Source organism: Brevundimonas sp. DC300-4, assembly GCF_049897365.1.
Classification (GTDB): Bacteria; Pseudomonadota; Alphaproteobacteria; order Caulobacterales; family Caulobacteraceae; genus Brevundimonas.
The window spans coordinates 475,885-491,388 of record NZ_JAFCWC010000001.1; the positions used below are offsets into that span (position 1 = coordinate 475,885).

A 15,504-nucleotide genomic window follows, 5' to 3' on the forward strand; every position below is an offset into this window, starting at 1 on the left:
TGCTGTGCGGATGGATGTCTGATCCGGCGCTGACCCCTGGGGCCTCGGCTCCGATCCGGCCGGTCCCATTTCCCGTTTGGAACCTAAGCGTTGCCGAACGCTTCTGTCTCCGATGTCGCACCCCCCCTCTGAAATCAGCCGGCAACATGGATGGCTGTCCGATTTCCAATTCTCGAACGGCCGCGTCAGGGTTCGCAAGACGGACATCAACCTCGCGGTCGATGAGAAGCTCATCGCCGAAATCTGGGCCTGGATCCCTTACCTGGCCGTCCTCTGGCTAAGGGCCGTTTGGGCGACGCTCGCTCGGCTGGTCCGGGGCGACCGTCGAATGATCTGGTACGCGCCCGATCGGCCAAGACCCTGGTATCTGGTGCGAGGAGCCGCGCTGTGGGCCGGAATCGGTGTCGCCAGACATCGGGCGGACGCCGACATCGAATTCTACTTCGATGATGTCACCGCCGGGGAGGCCCCACTCGGCGGCGAAGCGCTGAATGTGCGGTGCACCGACGTGTCGAAGAGCCACGTCGCCGAAACCTTCGAAGCGGTTTTCGCCTATCCGCTCCGGGTTGACCCGACCACCTACCACGGCCCTGTCGTCGAGAAGTCCGAGAAGAACGGCGTTCACGACGGCCGTATCATGGGATCCGGCGATGCCCTGCGGTCCGACTGCGTTTATCAGCGACTGATCGACACCACGGACGCCGACGGAAGCGCCAACGACCTGAGGACTCTCTGCGTCGGCGGGGCTCCCGTACTTGTCTGGTTGAAGGTCAAACCGGCCGGCGCTCGGTTCGCGATCCACAATCGCAAGGCCAGCCTGCGAGAGCCTGCCGAGATCTTCAGCCGCGAAGAGAGCGCGCTCATCGGCCAGTTCACCGCACGCATGGGTCTGGACTGGGGTGGACTGGATATCCTGCGTGATCGGGCGGACGGTCGAATCTATATCGTCGACGTCAACAAGACCGACGTCGGTCCGGTCATCGCCTTGTCCTGGCGCGACAAGATGCGGTCGATGGATCGGCTTGGTCGAGCCCTGGAGGGGCTGGTCGCGTCGCGCGGGCGGGTCCGTCAATCGCGCTTTGCGGATCGGCCGGCGGAGGGGCCCGTTCATGCGAGCTGACTCTCTTCCGCTTGGGGACACCGAGCTCGACGGGGCGGACAGACTTCGGGCCTTCGTTGCTGACATGGCCTTTCCGTGCGTCGGAGCGAAATCGGCGCTGGCGCGCGGAGGTCTCGTGATCCATCGGGCCGGCGACCTCACATCCGCCTGGGACGACCTTCAGATCTACGCAGCATTGATGGCGTTCGTTGCCCGCTATCGGACCGACCCCGCGCCATTCCAGAGCCTGGCCATCGTTTTTGAGGGCCCCGGGACGCTGGATGAAGCGGCTTTCGAAACCGCCCTGTGGCAGCGCGCGCAGTCGCTTTCGGACAAGGATTTCTGGTTGGGCCAGACGCCGGATCCACGGGCCAGCGTCGATCCGGAGCATCCGGAGTTCGCCCTGAGCTTCGGCGGAGAGGCCTTCTTTCTCGTGGGACTCCACCCGGCCGCCAGCCGGCCGGGCCGCCGCTTCGAGCGCCCTACGATCGTCTTCAACCCGCACGCCCAGTTCCGGAACCTGCGTGAGACGGGCCGCTACGAGCCGATGCGGCGGACGATCTTGAAGCGGGACCTTGCTCTGGCAGGAACCGAGAACCCGATGCTGGCCCGGTTCGGCGAGGTGTCGGAAGCGCGTCAATACAGCGGTCGTGCGGTGGACGCGCACTGGCGTTGCCCGTTCCAGTCCAGGGCGGTCCTACTCCATGAGACATGAAATCGCCGCGCGCAGCGGGACAGCGTTCCGGCTCAACAAGGGCGACAGGCTGAAGGTGATCGATCCCCGGGGTGAGCAGGTGTCGGACCTGCTGGCCTTCAACGCCGCTGACACCGATGAGGTGATCTCATCGGGCCGCACGCTGGACTACGCCAGTCGGCTTTTCCTGACGACCGGCGACCCGCTCTATTCGAACCGAAGCCGGGTCATGCTGACCATCGTGGAAGACACGGTCGGTCGCCATGACTTCCTTCTGACGCCCTGTTCGAAAGACACCTTCCGGATCATCTATGGCGACACCGATCCCCATCGGGGCTGCTTCGGCAACCTCGCGGAAGCGCTCCAGCCCTTCGGGATCCTGCCGGACCAGATCCCGACGGCGTTCAATGTCTTCATGAACGTGCGGGTCGATGGCGAGACGGGCGTCCTGACGGTCGCGCCGCCCCTGAGCAAGGCTGGCGACCACATTCTGCTGGAGGCGCAGATGGACCTGATCGTGGCGCTGACGGCGTGCTCCGCGCTTCAGTCGAACAACCACAGCTTCAAACCGATCGAGTTCGAGATTGAAACCGCTCGCGCCGGGCAGGTTTCATGAGCCTGAAATCGGTTGTCCTGATAGCCGCCGCCCTGGGTCTGGGCTTGGCTGGGGCATCTGCGCAAGCACAGGACTCGGCTTTGGCGCCGACCTTCGGTAACACCATCGTATCTACCCACCCGGACGGACGGCAGGCCCGGCTTTGGCTGAGCGCCGACCACACGTTCCGGGCTCAGGGACGTGGCGGCAACCGGTCGAGCGGCGTTTGGCGCGTGCGGGGAAGCCGACTGTGCCTGACCCAGCGGCGCCCGATCTCCATACCGTTTTCGTACTGTCATGCGTTCCCCCAGGTGGCGGTGGGCCAGGCGTGGAACGATACGGCTTCGAACGGCGACCATGTCGTCAATCGAATCGTGCGCGGGCAATAGGGAAACAGCGAAAGCCTCTGAGCGGCGCGATAGCCGCGACCGATTCTGACGTAGCCGCATGGCAGCCTCCCGCCATGACCTCCGACACTCAGCTCAACCCCGCCAACCTCGACGGTCTCGGCGGCGACTACTGGGACCATGCCCGGCGGGAGTATCTGGCAGGCGTGAAGGCGACGACCGTCTGCCAGCGGTACGGCATGTCGCTCAGTTCCTTCCGGCAGCACGCGCGGCTCGGGGGCTGGCGGCGCATGGATCAGCCGGGATGCGAGGCGCCGCCCGAGTTCGGCGAATACCATCCCGACGACAATGTCAGCTTCGCCGACCTGGCCGCCGAGGCCTTCCTCAACATCCGCCGGGCTCTGGGCATGGGGCGGGCGTCCGAGGCCTCGACCTGGATGCGCGTCTACGACAGCCTCGCCGACCGCGCCCGATCCGAGGTCATGGCCGACCTGCCCGACATCGCCCCGCCCTTGCTGGAGTCCAGACGCGAGCCCCTGAAGCTGGTCGCGTCCGAAGACTTGAATGTCAATTATTTGAATGCAGTGCCAAAAATTCCTGAGATAACACCTCAGGAAATGGACTCCTTGCACCCTATTTTTTCGGAGTCCAATCCGCCCTCAGACTTCCTTCTCCCGGTGGAAGAAGGTGGCTCGCGAAGCGAGACGGATGAGGGTCGGATTTCTCAGTCGGCGTAAGCCGTCGCGGGACGCCGGATACAACCGACCCTCACCCTTTCGCCTGACCGATCGCTGCGCTCCCGGAGGCTCAAGCCCTCTCCCACCGGAAGAGGGATCAGATCCGCTCCGCCGCCTTGGCCGCGTCCCACAGGCCGTCCATCTCGGCCAGGTCCGACTGCTCCGGCGTCCGCCCGTCCTTGGCAAGCTCCGCCTCGATGAAGCCGAACCGGCGCACGAACTTGGCATTGGTCCCGCGCAGGGCGTCCTCGGGCTCGACCCCCAGTTTCCGGGCCAGGTTGGCGACGACGAACAGCAGGTCGCCCATCTCTTCGCGGGCCTTGTCGAGGTCCCCGGCGGCGATCTCGGCCTTCAGCTCGGCGACCTCCTCGTGCAGCTTGTCGAAGACCTCATCCGTGCTGGGCCAGTCGAACCCGACCCGCGCCGCCCGCTTCGTCAGCTTGGCCGCGCGGTGCAGGGCGGGCAGGCCGACGGGCACGTCGTCCAGCACCCCGTGCTGGGCCTTGCCCGCGCGCTCCGCCGCCTTGATGTCCTCCCAGCGCAGCTTCTGGGCCGGGCCCGAGATCTGAGGGTCCTCCTCGCCGAACACATGGGGATGGCGCCGGACCAGCTTGCCACACATGGCCTCGGCCACGTCGTCGAAGGCGAACAGCCCCTGTTCCTCGGCCATCCGCGCGTGGAAGACCACGTGGAACAGTAGGTCGCCGAGCTCGGTCTTCAGCTCCCCCATGTCGCCGCGATCGATGGCGTCGGCGACCTCATAGGCCTCCTCGATCGTATAGGGGGCGATGGTCTCGAAGGTCTGTTCGACGTCCCACGGACAGCCGCCATCCGGGTCCCGCAGCCGCACCATGATCCCCTTCAGCCGGTCCGTCGGGCTCATGCCGCAGTCCCGTCGCGGGCCTCGAGTTCACGCCGGATCTCGTTGTGACGCGCCGGCGTCAGCGGATAGTTCTTCAGCAGCAGGGCCGCGCTGGCCAGCAGCAGGCCGGGCAGGGCGATGAACAGGATCTGGAGCACCAGCAGCGAGCTCCCGCTGTTGCCTCCCGCAGGCGGCACCGCCTGGAAGCCGACCCACTGCAGGATCAGATAGGGGATCAGGGCCACGACATGCCCCACCTTGGTCGTCGCCGACAGGATGGAGAACATCAGCCCGGTCCGGTCCACCCCGGTCTCCAGCCGCACCTCGTCGCCCACGTCCGCCATCATGGCCCTGAGCAGGAACAGCCCCGCCGCATAGGGAAGCCCGGCGATGAACATCGCGACGGCCGTCAGGGCGAAGCTACCGCCGGGCACAAGGGTCGCCCCGACATAGAAGACGGCGAACACCAGGCTGGCCACGGCCAGCGCCCTGTCCTTGCCGATCCGCGTCGCCAGCCAGGCCCAGAAGGGCGCGCCGATCAGGCCGGCGACGAAATACAGCAGCATGAACAGCGACGCCTCGGTGTGGCCGTAGCCCTTGATCTGGCCGAAGAAGAAGAACAGCAGCGACCCCGTGATCCCCGGCGCGACGCCCAGAACCACGTCCGCCAGCAAAAGCTTGCGCACCGCCAGCCGCTTGAACAGGTCCAGATAGGCGCGCGGCCCCCCGTGCGGCGCGGCGCCGGCGTTGACCGGCTCCGGCACCACGAACAGGGCCAGGGCTATGGTGACGGGCAGGGCGATCAGGATGGCCCAGCCCATGATCCGCACGCCGTCGGCATAGTCCCCGAGGCCCGTCTGGATCACCACCGTCGGCAGGATCAGGATCAGGATCACCCCGATGATGTTGAACACCTGCCACCAGCCATAGACCCGGCTGCGCTGGTCGTATTCCGGCGCCAGCACCGAGGCCCAGCCGAGCTGCCCCAGGGTCCCGATCGAGAAGCCGAGGTAGAGGACCAGCAGCCAGGAGAACAGATAGACCGGCCCGGCACCGGGCTGGACCACCACGAACATCATGAAGGCCGCCAGCATCAGGATCGGGGTCGAGGCGACCATCCACGGGCGATAGCGGCCGAACGGGCTCCTGGTCCGGTCCATGGCCCAGCCGATGAAGGGGTCGAAGGTGATGTCGATCAGGCGGACCGCCATGAACACCGCCGCCACGACGCCCAGCTCCAAGCCTACATGGGTGGCGTAGAACTCCGGCAGTGTGACCGGCAGGGCCACGCCGAAGGCCGCCAGCGGCAGGCAGACAGACGAGAAGGCGGCGAGGACGCCGTTGCTGCGCCTCGTCGACGTGGGGGCGATGGCGTCGGACATGCAGGGTTCCAGCGGCGTCGCCTTGAGTCGGCGCACGCACTGATCATGCCAGTTTTGAGCGCGACGGAAGAGGGGCCTTGCTTGCACCGCAACGGTAAGGCTTCCTCTCTCCATGCGCGTGGCGATGGCGGGACTGATCGTGGCGGCGGCCCTGGCCTGGGGCCTGCCCGACGCCGCCTCGGCCCAGGGGCGATGCGAGACCCAGCGCGGCCAGTGGGCCGGTCAGGCGGTCGCCAACGCCATCTCCCTCTACTCCCTGGAGTGGACCCCGTTCGGGGCGACCGAATGGGGATGGGGGACCTATCTTCCCCTGCTCCAGAAGGAGATCGGCACCGACTGCGAGCCGGGCACGTCCGACTTCGCCTCATCCCTCGCGGCCTTCCAGACCCGCTATGGCCTTGCCGCCACCGGCGTCTTCGACCAGGCGACTTTCGTCGTGCTGAAAGGGGTGCTGCAGGAACGGCGGCCTTTCGTGATGGCGCGGGTGCGCGATGAGTGCCCTGATCCGCCGCCGCTGCGCGAGCTCGGCTATCTCGAGGCGCCAGAGGAGCATGCCGACCGGCTGACACGGCTCTTGAGGCGCGACGTGCTGGCCTCCTACCGCCGCATGGTCGCCGCCGCCCGCGCCGAGGTCCCCGAGGTCCACAATGATCCGGAGTTGCTGCAGATCTTCTCCGGCTTCCGCGATCCCGAGGCCGATGCGGCCCGTTGCGCGACAGAGCGCAACTGTGACGGGCTCAGGCGGGCGGTGTGTTCGCCGCACAGGACCGGCACGGCGGTCGATCTCTATGTCGGCCAGTTGCTCGGCATGGGCGTCGACTCGACCAGCCCGGCGAGCCGCCAGCATATGACCCAGGGGGCGACCTATCGCTGGCTGGTCCGGAACGCCGGCCGGTTCGGTTTCGTGCCCTATCTCTACGAGCCCTGGCATTGGGAGTGGGTCGGCGCCTCGGCGCGCTACGGTCCGCCGTGATCCGGGGGCTGACCGGGGCGGAGCAGAGACTGGCCCGAGGCGAGTTCGGGGACGCGCTCGACTTCGACAGCATCCGGCTCCTGCCGACGCCGTGGCCGTTCGATCGGGCGTTCGTCCCGGGGCGCTGGTTCGGGCGGGACTGGATCCTGTGGCCGGGCCGGAGCCTGCCTGGAGATTTCGCCGTCGCGCCCGTCGCGCTCCAGGCCGTGCTGATCCACGAACTGGTCCATGTCTGGCAGGCCCAGGCGGGGATGAACCTGCTGGCCGCGAAGATCAGGGCAGGGGACGGCCCCTCGGCCTATGGCTACCCCGAGGCGCCCTGCGGCTGGGACGCGCTGAACATCGAACAGCAGGCCATGGCGGTGGAGCATCGCTTCCGGGCGGGGCGGGGCCAGCGGGTTCCCGACGAGGCGTCGCTCTACGCAAGGCTATGTCCGATCGGCAGGGCGGGGGCTTGAACGGCGAGCGAGGATCGCCACATCTGCTACTGTAGTTGTTTCAATAATCAGGAAGCCAGTCGCCATGCGTCAGCCCGCCGTCTTCTTTGGCCACGGTTCGCCGATGAACGCCTTGGGCGGTCCCTATGTCGACGCCTGGCGCGCGGTCGGCGAGGCCACGGGCAAGCCGAAGGGCGTGGTCATGGTGTCAGCCCACTGGGAGACGCGCGGGATCGGCGTAACGGCGCAAGAGCGGCTTGAAACCATTCATGATTTCGGTAACTTCGGCCCGGAACTACATGCGATGCAGTATCCGGCGCCCGGGTCGCCGGAGCTGGCGCGGCGGGTCGCCGAGTTGGTCGGCGCCCAGCCCGTCAAGACATGGGGGCTGGATCACGGAACCTGGTCGGTGCTGACCCACGTCTGGCCCGAGGCCGATGTGCCGGTCGTGCAGTTATCGCTCAATCGCGACCTGACGGCCCGCCAGCACTATGAGCTGGCGAAGGGACTGAAGCCCTTGCGCGACGAGGGCTATGTCATCGCCGGCAGCGGCGACTTCGTCCACAACCTGCGCACATGGAAGCGGGATGGCGGCGACCCCTGGCCGTGGGCGACCCGCTTCAACACGGCGGTGAAGTCGGCCTTCGTGCGCGGCGACCATGACGCCTTGATCGACTGGATCGATCTGGCCGAGGACGCGCAACTGAGCGTGCCGACCGATGAACACTATCTGCCGCTGCTCTACGTCGCCGCACAGGCCGAGCCGGGTGAGCCTGTCGCCTTCTTCAACGACGTGATCGAGGGCGGCTCGATCTCGATGACCGGCGTGCGGATCGGCTAACCCCGTTCCCGTGCACCCCGGCGAAGGCCGGGATCCAGATCACGGGTTCAGTCGGCCGGGACCTGAGCGCCGGCCTCATGCGCAAGCTTCCGCGTTCGCCATCTGGACCCCCGGCCTTCGCCCAAGTGCACGGGGAGAGGGGGATTGTCCGGACGAAAAACACCCTGACAAGACGGACAAACCGACTCGTCGCCTGTGCAAATTCAATCGCTTGTCGCGTCTCGGTGAGTCCGACGGACTCGATTATGCGAAGCCCGACAAAATCTCTGCTCTGGTTGTCAAAGACCCGATCGACACATGGTCGTCGGCAACCGGCCTCGCAAGACCCGAGGAGGAAAATATTCTTAGGCCAAGATCTTGCGGATCAGGCCGCCTCGGCCAGATCGACCAGCGACTGGATCGCGACATAGTCCGTCTTGCCGGTTCCGAGCACGGGTAATTCGCGCACCCTGACGATCTTCTTGGGTACAGCCAGTTCCGGCGCGCCGTGTTCGCGCGCCCATTCGGCGATCTTGCCCACGTCGGCGTCGCTGCGCTCGGTGACCAGGACCAGTTTCTCGCCCTTGCGGCTGTCGGCGATCGCTATGACGGCATGGCGTTGCTCGGGCCAGACGGACTGGACCAGACCCTCCACGGCGCTCAGGGAGACCATCTCGCCGCCGATCTTGGCGAACCGCTTCACCCGGCCGAGGATGGCGATATAGCCCTCGTCGTCGATGTCGACGATGTCGCCGGTGTCGTGCCAGCCGCCCGCCAACGGATCGATCTTCGTCGGATCCTCGGGCGACATGTAGCCGGCCATGACGTTGGGGCCGCGCAGGAACAGGCGCCGACCCTCGGTGATCCCTTCCACTGCCTCCAGTCGCGCCTCCATGCCGGGCAAAAGCTGGCCGACAGTGCCTGGCCGGTTACGATCGGGGTGATTCACGGCGACCACGGGCGCAGCCTCGGTCGCGCCATAGCCCTCCAGCAGCTTCACGCCGCCGAATTTGGTGTTGAACAGGTGATGGGTCTCGTCGCGGACCCGTTCGGCGCCGGCGACCACGAACTGCAGGGTGCGGAAGTCGTCGGGCGAGGCCACGCGCGCCCACTGGTTCAGGAAGGTGTCCGTCGCGAACAGGATCGACGCGTTGACCTCGGCCAGCAGGGCCACGATCTGCTTGCCGTGCAGCGGGGAGGGGTACTGGAAGGTCTTCAGACCGTTCAGGATGGGCAGGATGACGCCCCCGGTGAGGCCGAAGCAGTGGAAGGTCGGCAGGGGATTGAACATCACCCAGTTCGGATCGAGCGGAATGTGGGCATTCACCTGACGCGCGTTGGCGACGAGGTTCTTCTGGCTCAGCAGCACACCCTTAGGGGCGCCGAAACTGCCCGAGGTGAACAGGACCACGCCCGGATCATCGGGCTGGACGGTGACGCGGAAGCGTTTGGGCATCAGGCCGGCCATCAGGCCGAACAGCTTGTCCTGCAGGCCGATGCTCTCTCGCACGTCGTCCAGCCAGACGATCTCGGCGACCGCGGCCAGCTGCGCAATCAGGTCCTCGAGTTTGGCCTGTTCGACGAAGCGGCGGGCGCAGAGGATTTTCCTGACCCCGGCCGCATCGATGGCTGCCTTCAGGTTCCGCTGGCCCGAGGTGAAGTTCAGCATCACCGGCACCCGCCCAAAGGCGTGCAGGCCGAAGAAGGTCACGACGACGCCCATCGACGACGGCAGCAGGATGCCGACCCGCTCGGCCGGCTGGGTCATGGATGCGATCTTGCGCCCGAGAACGAAGGCCGCCCGGATCAGCCCGGTGTAGGTGAGAGGCTTCCTGTCCTGGTCCTCCAGGATCTCCTTGTCGCCGTAGCGGGCGCGGGCGGCGATCAGGGCGTCGAACAGGGATTCGTCGCCTGCCGATGGGTCGAGGCCGGGCCTAAACAATACGCGTCTCCTCCGGAGGGCATTGTCGCCGCCCCCTCGCTGTCAGGCGCGCAAACTAGTTAAGCGCCGCCACGATGAAAAGATGCGTTACGCAGGGTGAGGCTCTGGGCGCGCGAGGTGTCGGCCTTAATGTTTGACGGGCTCCGATCCCACGCTCGGACCAGCTTCCGCCTTCGACCCTTAGCCGACGTCCCTCTTGTCCGCTTGCGGACGGTGAACCAAGTTGCCTTACACCCTTTGATAATGAGATGGCCGTCTCCTCACCGAAAGCAGCCACTGTGCCCTTGTTCTGGATGCTAGGTTGCAAATGGCTCGCGGCTTTGACTGGGATGCCGGCGTGGAGAACCCGTATAGACAAGCTCCCGATCAAGCTTTCTGGTCACGCGCGGTCAGCGATCGGACTGGCGAAGCCGTGCAACCGGTCGTCAAGGCGGGTTTCGTCATCTCACCGAGCGATCGGATTGCTGCGGCAGGCAGCTGCTTCGCCCAGCACATCGCAGGCGCTCTGCGACACGAGGGTTACAGATCGATGATTACGGAGCCGGGCGATCCCGGCCGTCAGTTCGGCGTCTATCCGGCGCGGTTCGGCAACATCTACACGGCCCGACAACTGTTGCAGCTTTTGCAACGGGCGTTCGGCCTCTTTGCACCGCTTGAAGGAGCGTGGCGTCGGGCAGACGGCTTCATCGATCCTTTTCGTCCGCAAGTAGAGCCGGACGGGTTCGCGACGCTGGACGCACTGGAGGCAGATCGCCGGACCCACATGCAGGCCGTGCGGACGATGTTCGAGGCAGCCGACGTCTTCATATTCACTCTAGGGCCGACGGAAGCTTGGATCTCGACCCGAAACGGCGCCACCTTTCCCTCAGCCCCAGGTGTCGCCGGTGCGCCAGCCAACGCGGATCATATCCGCCCGCATAATCTGACGGTGGCAGAGGTTGCGGAAGACCTTCACGGCTTCATCGAGCTTGCGCGAGTTTTGAATCCGACACTGAAGATCATGCTGACGGTGTCACCCGTACCGCTAGTTGCCACGTTCACGGGCCAGCACGTCCTGGCGGCGAACACATACTCCAAATCCGTTTTACGTGTCGCCGCCGGCATGGCAGCCGAAACCTTCTCCCTCGTGGACTACTTCCCCAGTTATGAGATCGTGACGGGCGCGCAGAACGGCCATCGCTTCTGGGCCGAGGATCTCCGTTCTGTCACGCCACAGGGCGATACAGGCAGAAGGCCGTCGTAGCCTTCCGGCTCCGTGGGTCATTTTCCGAGGGTTCCACCCCGATTGCGCCCTGCTGTTCGATAAGGGTGTGATCGTGAACGCGGCCGCTGGGCCTTATCACTCCAGCATCGCTGCTGCGGCCTGTCTCGAAGGCCTAGACGAGGCGCGGGCGCTAACACTGTTCAACGCGCTGACTTTTTCGGCCCTAGGCTATTTCGATGCTTTCGGCGCGGCGGCCGACATTATGAGCCATGAATGGGCGGCGATTGGCCTCGACGCGTCGGTCTGGCTGACCAAGCCGCTGCACCCATTTATGAGCACAATCAACCATCCTGTGTCCGAGGTGCTCGGCGATGTCATGAGGCAACTTTTACAGCGGGCCGGGATCGCCGCCGTCGAACCGGAAACATCTGCGAACGATACGCTAATCAGCCAGGGCGTCTGGCCGATCTACCCCGAGATCGCCGGTCGACTGGGCCTCACGGGGTCGACCGACTTCGTCTTGCCGGACCGAACGGTGTCTCGCGAAGCCCAAGTAGCGGGAACCTATGCGGCACTTCGCGCTATGGGCGCACCAGAAACGGTAGCCGACGTGGGCGGCGACCACCCGGCTTCCAAGCCGGTCATCGACCGCGCCCGCGCTTTCATCCGGAACTACGTCAGACGTTGATTGGAGCACGGCGGGCGTTGCCGCATCGCAGCCCTCGCGCCGCCCTAGCTGCATCGGCGTAAAGCGCTGCCCGGGCTGGCTCTTGAATCCTAACTGATGTCCGCGCGGGTTCCTCCGCCTTAAGCACTGGGATCAATGTCCGCTCCCCACCCTTAGCGGCCGTTGAGCGAGTCTGTTTAAGGGCGGGTCCATCTGGGTCAGTCAGGCGCGCTTGCACACCGACACAGGCCGTGACTTGCCTTCCGAAGGCGGAACGACGACATACCCTGTTCAAGTTCCTGGAGCCCGGCCCGCCTCGATGGTCACCCTCATCGACACCCTGACGCGCAAGCCGTCAGACCTGCGTCATCCGGAAAAGCAGAACCGGCCCGAGACGGCTGTGCTGCGCAAGCCTGACTGGCTCAGGGTCAAGGCGCCGGGATCGGGTCAGTACAATGCGACCCGGGACATCGTCCGCTCCAAGGGGCTGGTCACTGTCTGCGAAGAGGCGGCCTGTCCGAACATCGGCGAGTGCTGGAGCCAGAAACACGCCACCCTGATGATCATGGGCGACACCTGCACGCGGGCCTGCGCCTTCTGCAACGTCAAGACGGGCCTGCCCCAGCCGCTGGACCCGGAAGAGCCGGCCAAGGTCGGGCTGGCCGTGTCGCAGCTGGGTCTGAACCATGTGGTGATCACCTCGGTGGACCGGGACGATGTCTCCGACGGCGGGGCGGCCCACTTCGCCGAGGTCGTGCGTCAGATCCGCCTGCAGGCGCCCAACACGACGATCGAGATCCTGACGCCCGACTTCCTGCGCAAGGACAGGGCGGCCGAGGTGGTTATCGATTCGACGCCCGACGTGTTCAACCACAACCTGGAGACCGTACCGCGGCTGTATCTGAAGATCCGGCCCGGGGCGCGCTATTTCCACTCGCTGCGCCTGCTGCAGATGGTCAAGGAACGCGACCCCAAACAGTTCACCAAGTCCGGCATAATGGTCGGTCTGGGCGAGACCAAGGAGGAGGTCATGCAGGTGATGGACGACATGCGCTCCGCCGGCGTCGACTTCATCACCATCGGCCAGTACCTGCAGCCCACGCGCAAACACGCCGCCATCGACCGGTTCGTGACGCCCGAAGAGTTCAAGGCCTATGAGGCGATCGCCCGGGCCAAGGGCTTCCTGATGGTGTCGTCGAGCCCGCTGACGCGGTCGTCGCACCACGCCGGGGACGACTTCGCCCGGCTGAGGGCGGCGCGTCTGGCGCAAACGGGACGCTGACGACCTTTTGGCCGTCCACCGCGTCACCCGAGTCCTGCCCTATACGCCCGCCCAGCTCGCCGATCTGGTGGCGGACGTGGAGGCCTATCCGCGCTTCGTCAAATGGGTCAGCGCCATGCGGGTGTGGAACCGGCGTGAGGAAAGCCCCGGCGTGTCCCTGCTGGACGCCGAGGCGGCCGTCGGATTCTCGTTCCTGAAGGAGCGGTTTTCCACCTGGGTGCGGCATGACCGTAACGTGCCATCGGTGGATGTCGGCCTGTTGCGCGGCCCGTTTCGACACCTGAAGAACCGTTGGATTTTCCATGCGATTCCAGAGGGTACCCGGCTGGAGTTCATGATCGACTTCGCCTTCAAGTCGCCGCTGCTCAACGCCGCGCTCCAGGCCAATTTCGATCGCGCGGTGTCTTCCTTGATCGGCAGTTTCGAGGAAGAGGCGGCGCGGCGCTACGGAAAGCCCGAATGACGGATTTCGACTTCGACGCGGTCGTGGTGGGGGCCGGGGCCGTCGGCCTGGCCTGCGGGCGGGCGCTGTCGAAGCGGGGGCTAAGCGTGCTCGTGCTCGAGAAGGAGCCGCACATCGGGCAGGGCGTGTCCTCGCGGAACTCAGAGGTCATCCACGGCGGGCTCTATTATCCGACCGGGTCGCTGAAGGCGAAGTTCTGCGTCGAGGGTCGGCGCGCGCTCTACGCCTATCTGGAGACGCACAAGATCGACTACCGCAAATGCGGCAAGCTGGTCGTGGCGACTCAGGGAGACGAGATCGGGCTGATCGAGACGATCTTCGTCCAGGCGACAACCAATGGCGTCGAGGGGCTGGAGCATCTGTCAGGTGAACAGACGCGGGCGATGGAGCCCGGGCTGAACGCCCACGCCGCCATCCTGTCGCCCGAGAGCGGCGTGTTCGCCAGCCACGACTATATGCTGTCGCTGGAGGGCGAGATCGCGGACGGCGGGGGATCGGTCGTGGTCTCGACACCGTTCGAGCGCGCCGCGCTCCTGCCGGGCGGCGGGTTCACGATCACGGCCGGCGGGGAAGGCGGGGCGACCCTGACCTGTCGCCTGCTGGTCACCGCGCCCGGGTTGTCGTCGCAGGAGGTCGCGGGGCGGATCGACGGCTTTCCGGCCGAAAGCATTCCCAAGGGCCATTTCGGCAAGGGGGTCTATTTCCGGCTGACGGGCAACGCGCCGTTCGAGCGGCTGATCTATCCGCCCCCGATCGCCGGGGCGCTGGGCACCCACTACCGCAAGGACCTGGGCGGGCAGGCGGTGTTCGGGCCGGATCTCGAATACGTCGAGACCGAGGACTATTCCGTGGATCCGGCTCGGGCCGAGGGGTTCGCGACCTATATCCGCCGCTTCTGGCCCGGGCTGCCGGACGGCGCCCTGACGCCCGACTATGCCGGCATCCGGCCGAAACTGCATGGGGCCGGCGAGCATCAGCCGGACTTTCAGCTAAGCGGGCGCGACCATCACGGCATCGAGGGCCTAGTCGCACTGTTCGGCATCGAAAGCCCGGGCCTGACCAGTTCGCTGGCCATCGGCGAAGCGGTCGCGGATATGTTGAGCCATGACTGAGACGATCTTCAGAGACGCTGCCCCCGGCGACATCCCCGCGCTGCACGCCCTGGTGGAGAAAGCCTATCGCGGCGAGAGCTCGCGCGCGGGCTGGACCACTGAGGCCGATCTCCTGACCGGACAGCGCACCGATCCGGACGAGCTCTCAGAGATTGTCGCCGATCCGGAACAGGCGATGCTGACGGCCTGGGACGGCGAGGATCTGCTGGCCTGCATCCGCATCCAGCGGCAACCGGACGGAGCCGGGTATTTCGGCATGCTGTCGGTCAGCCCGACGCGGCAGGCTTCGGGGCTCGGCCGCCGGATGGTCGCGGCGGCGGAAGACGCGATGGCGCAGCGATTCGGGGCGCGGCTGATTCGGATTTCCGTCTTTCCCCAGCGCGACACTCTGATCGCCTGGTACGAGCGGCTGGGCTACGCCGACACCGGCCGAACCCTCGCCTTCGACTACGGGAACCTGCGGCTGGGCACGGCGCTGCGCGACGACCTGTATTTCGTCGTTATGGAGAAGGCGCTGGCCTGATCAGATCGGGTTCGGCTGGCCGAAGCCGAGGCTGAAGATGATGATCAGGGCGACAACCCAGGCGAACGGCGAGAACAGCAGTATCCACGATAGCCGCTCGTACCTTAGCCAATAGGCGATCCAGCCGAGGGCCGGCCCCAAAATAATGGCCAGCGGGAAGCTCATCATCGTGACGATGAAGACATAGATCATCGTGTTCACCCCTGCGTCGGTGGCCATCACGGACATCATCCCCATCATGCCGGCCGGGATGATCGCGAGCACGGCGACGATCGAACCGATGATCAGCCACAGCCGAAGCGTCTTGCTGCGGGGCGGGCAAGGGGCGTTGGGCTCGGTCATGGTGGGCATTTGACGCGGTCAAG

18 protein-coding genes are annotated in these 15,504 nt (G+C 65.9%); 14 read left to right on the plus strand and 4 right to left on the minus strand.

Features of this window, described 5'->3' with window-relative positions:
- The first annotated feature begins 112 nt into the window (after positions 1–112).
- The 5 genes from ACP7AZ_RS02425 to ACP7AZ_RS02445 all read left to right on the plus strand — a co-directional run bounded on the left by ACP7AZ_RS02425 (position 113) and on the right by ACP7AZ_RS02445 (position 3,472).
- The gene (locus tag ACP7AZ_RS02425) at positions 113–1,120 is read left to right on the plus strand and encodes a hypothetical protein (RefSeq protein WP_426035714.1); all 1,008 of its coding nucleotides are present in this window, start codon (positions 113–115) and stop codon (positions 1,118–1,120) included.
- A complete protein-coding gene (gene gntA, locus ACP7AZ_RS02430) occupies positions 1,110–1,814 on the plus strand; it encodes a guanitoxin biosynthesis heme-dependent pre-guanitoxin N-hydroxylase GntA (RefSeq protein WP_426035716.1) in 705 nt (234 codons plus the stop codon). Before ACP7AZ_RS02425 ends, gntA begins: the two co-directional genes overlap by 11 nt.
- Positions 1,804–2,409: a DUF1989 domain-containing protein gene (locus tag ACP7AZ_RS02435; protein WP_426035718.1), complete on the plus strand. Its 606-nt coding sequence runs from the start codon at positions 1,804–1,806 to the stop codon at positions 2,407–2,409. Before gntA ends, ACP7AZ_RS02435 begins: the two co-directional genes overlap by 11 nt.
- The gene (locus ACP7AZ_RS02440; protein WP_426035720.1) at positions 2,406–2,777 is read left to right on the plus strand and encodes a hypothetical protein; all 372 of its coding nucleotides are present in this window, start codon (positions 2,406–2,408) and stop codon (positions 2,775–2,777) included. Before ACP7AZ_RS02435 ends, ACP7AZ_RS02440 begins: the two co-directional genes overlap by 4 nt.
- Before the next feature lie 74 nt (positions 2,778–2,851).
- Positions 2,852–3,472, plus strand: coding sequence for a hypothetical protein (locus tag ACP7AZ_RS02445; protein ID WP_426035722.1), 621 nt, complete (start codon positions 2,852–2,854; stop codon positions 3,470–3,472).
- A gap of 97 nt (positions 3,473–3,569) precedes the next feature.
- Here the strand turns inward: ACP7AZ_RS02445 and mazG are convergent, their stop codons facing one another.
- A complete protein-coding gene (gene mazG / locus ACP7AZ_RS02450; RefSeq protein WP_426035724.1) occupies positions 3,570–4,355 on the minus strand; it encodes a nucleoside triphosphate pyrophosphohydrolase in 786 nt (261 codons plus the stop codon).
- Positions 4,352–5,716, minus strand: a complete 1,365-nt coding sequence (locus ACP7AZ_RS02455) for an MFS transporter (RefSeq protein WP_426035726.1) — start codon at positions 5,714–5,716, stop codon at positions 4,352–4,354. Before ACP7AZ_RS02455 ends, mazG begins: the two co-directional genes overlap by 4 nt.
- A gap of 112 nt (positions 5,717–5,828) precedes the next feature.
- On the opposite strand from ACP7AZ_RS02455, the gene ACP7AZ_RS02460 reads away from it, so the two are divergent.
- The 3 genes from ACP7AZ_RS02460 to ygiD all read left to right on the plus strand — a co-directional run bounded on the left by ACP7AZ_RS02460 (position 5,829) and on the right by ygiD (position 7,967).
- Entirely contained in the window at positions 5,829–6,689 is an 861-nt protein-coding gene (locus tag ACP7AZ_RS02460; protein ID WP_426035728.1) for a D-alanyl-D-alanine carboxypeptidase family protein, read from the plus strand.
- Positions 6,686–7,147, plus strand: a complete 462-nt coding sequence (locus ACP7AZ_RS02465; protein ID WP_426035730.1) for a hypothetical protein — start codon at positions 6,686–6,688, stop codon at positions 7,145–7,147. The genes ACP7AZ_RS02460 and ACP7AZ_RS02465 overlap by 4 nt, the downstream gene beginning before the upstream one ends.
- Before the next feature lie 64 nt (positions 7,148–7,211).
- A complete protein-coding gene (gene ygiD / locus ACP7AZ_RS02470) occupies positions 7,212–7,967 on the plus strand; it encodes a 4,5-DOPA dioxygenase extradiol (protein WP_426035732.1) in 756 nt (251 codons plus the stop codon).
- A 364-nt stretch (positions 7,968–8,331) separates the two neighbouring features.
- Here the strand turns inward: ygiD and ACP7AZ_RS02475 are convergent, their stop codons facing one another.
- Positions 8,332–9,888 (minus strand): AMP-binding protein, encoded by a 1,557-nt coding sequence (locus tag ACP7AZ_RS02475; RefSeq protein ID WP_426035734.1) that lies wholly within the window; start codon positions 9,886–9,888, stop codon positions 8,332–8,334.
- A gap of 307 nt (positions 9,889–10,195) precedes the next feature.
- On the opposite strand from ACP7AZ_RS02475, the gene ACP7AZ_RS02480 reads away from it, so the two are divergent.
- The 6 genes from ACP7AZ_RS02480 to ACP7AZ_RS02505 all read left to right on the plus strand — a co-directional run bounded on the left by ACP7AZ_RS02480 (position 10,196) and on the right by ACP7AZ_RS02505 (position 15,139).
- Positions 10,196–11,131, plus strand: a complete 936-nt coding sequence (locus ACP7AZ_RS02480; RefSeq protein ID WP_426035736.1) for a GSCFA domain-containing protein — start codon at positions 10,196–10,198, stop codon at positions 11,129–11,131.
- Positions 11,132–11,183: 52 nt separating this feature from the next.
- Positions 11,184–11,780 (plus strand): WcbI family polysaccharide biosynthesis putative acetyltransferase, encoded by a 597-nt coding sequence (locus ACP7AZ_RS02485; RefSeq protein ID WP_426036070.1) that lies wholly within the window; start codon positions 11,184–11,186, stop codon positions 11,778–11,780.
- Positions 11,781–12,078: 298 nt separating this feature from the next.
- Positions 12,079–13,041: a lipoyl synthase gene (gene lipA / locus ACP7AZ_RS02490; protein ID WP_426035738.1), complete on the plus strand. Its 963-nt coding sequence runs from the start codon at positions 12,079–12,081 to the stop codon at positions 13,039–13,041.
- Between the two features lie 7 nt (positions 13,042–13,048).
- A complete protein-coding gene (locus ACP7AZ_RS02495; RefSeq protein WP_426035740.1) occupies positions 13,049–13,504 on the plus strand; it encodes a type II toxin-antitoxin system RatA family toxin in 456 nt (151 codons plus the stop codon).
- A complete protein-coding gene (locus ACP7AZ_RS02500; RefSeq protein WP_426035742.1) occupies positions 13,501–14,616 on the plus strand; it encodes an NAD(P)/FAD-dependent oxidoreductase in 1,116 nt (371 codons plus the stop codon). Before ACP7AZ_RS02495 ends, ACP7AZ_RS02500 begins: the two co-directional genes overlap by 4 nt.
- Entirely contained in the window at positions 14,609–15,139 is a 531-nt protein-coding gene (locus ACP7AZ_RS02505; RefSeq protein ID WP_426035744.1) for a GNAT family N-acetyltransferase, read from the plus strand. Before ACP7AZ_RS02500 ends, ACP7AZ_RS02505 begins: the two co-directional genes overlap by 8 nt.
- Here the strand turns inward: ACP7AZ_RS02505 and ACP7AZ_RS02510 are convergent, their stop codons facing one another.
- Entirely contained in the window at positions 15,140–15,481 is a 342-nt protein-coding gene (locus tag ACP7AZ_RS02510) for a hypothetical protein (protein ID WP_426035746.1), read from the minus strand.
- Positions 15,482–15,504 lie beyond the last annotated feature (23 nt).

Coding starts and splice junctions, on each gene's coding strand:
- ACP7AZ_RS02425 (WP_426035714.1), top strand. CDS start 113: ATGTCGCACCCCCCCTCTGAAATCAGCCGGCAACATGGATGGCTGTCC.
- gntA (WP_426035716.1), top strand. CDS start 1,110: ATGCGAGCTGACTCTCTTCCGCTTGGGGACACCGAGCTCGACGGGGCG.
- ACP7AZ_RS02435 (WP_426035718.1), top strand. CDS start 1,804: ATGAGACATGAAATCGCCGCGCGCAGCGGGACAGCGTTCCGGCTCAAC.
- ACP7AZ_RS02440 (WP_426035720.1), top strand. CDS start 2,406: ATGAGCCTGAAATCGGTTGTCCTGATAGCCGCCGCCCTGGGTCTGGGC.
- ACP7AZ_RS02445 (WP_426035722.1), top strand. CDS start 2,852: ATGACCTCCGACACTCAGCTCAACCCCGCCAACCTCGACGGTCTCGGC.
- mazG (WP_426035724.1), bottom strand. CDS start 4,355: ATGAGCCCGACGGACCGGCTGAAGGGGATCATGGTGCGGCTGCGGGAC.
- ACP7AZ_RS02455 (WP_426035726.1), bottom strand. CDS start 5,716: ATGTCCGACGCCATCGCCCCCACGTCGACGAGGCGCAGCAACGGCGTC.
- ACP7AZ_RS02460 (WP_426035728.1), top strand. CDS start 5,829: ATGCGCGTGGCGATGGCGGGACTGATCGTGGCGGCGGCCCTGGCCTGG.
- ygiD (WP_426035732.1), top strand. CDS start 7,212: ATGCGTCAGCCCGCCGTCTTCTTTGGCCACGGTTCGCCGATGAACGCC.
- ACP7AZ_RS02480 (WP_426035736.1), top strand. CDS start 10,196: ATGGCTCGCGGCTTTGACTGGGATGCCGGCGTGGAGAACCCGTATAGA.
- lipA (WP_426035738.1), top strand. CDS start 12,079: ATGGTCACCCTCATCGACACCCTGACGCGCAAGCCGTCAGACCTGCGT.
- ACP7AZ_RS02500 (WP_426035742.1), top strand. CDS start 13,501: ATGACGGATTTCGACTTCGACGCGGTCGTGGTGGGGGCCGGGGCCGTC.
- ACP7AZ_RS02505 (WP_426035744.1), top strand. CDS start 14,609: ATGACTGAGACGATCTTCAGAGACGCTGCCCCCGGCGACATCCCCGCG.
- ACP7AZ_RS02510 (WP_426035746.1), bottom strand. CDS start 15,481: ATGACCGAGCCCAACGCCCCTTGCCCGCCCCGCAGCAAGACGCTTCGG.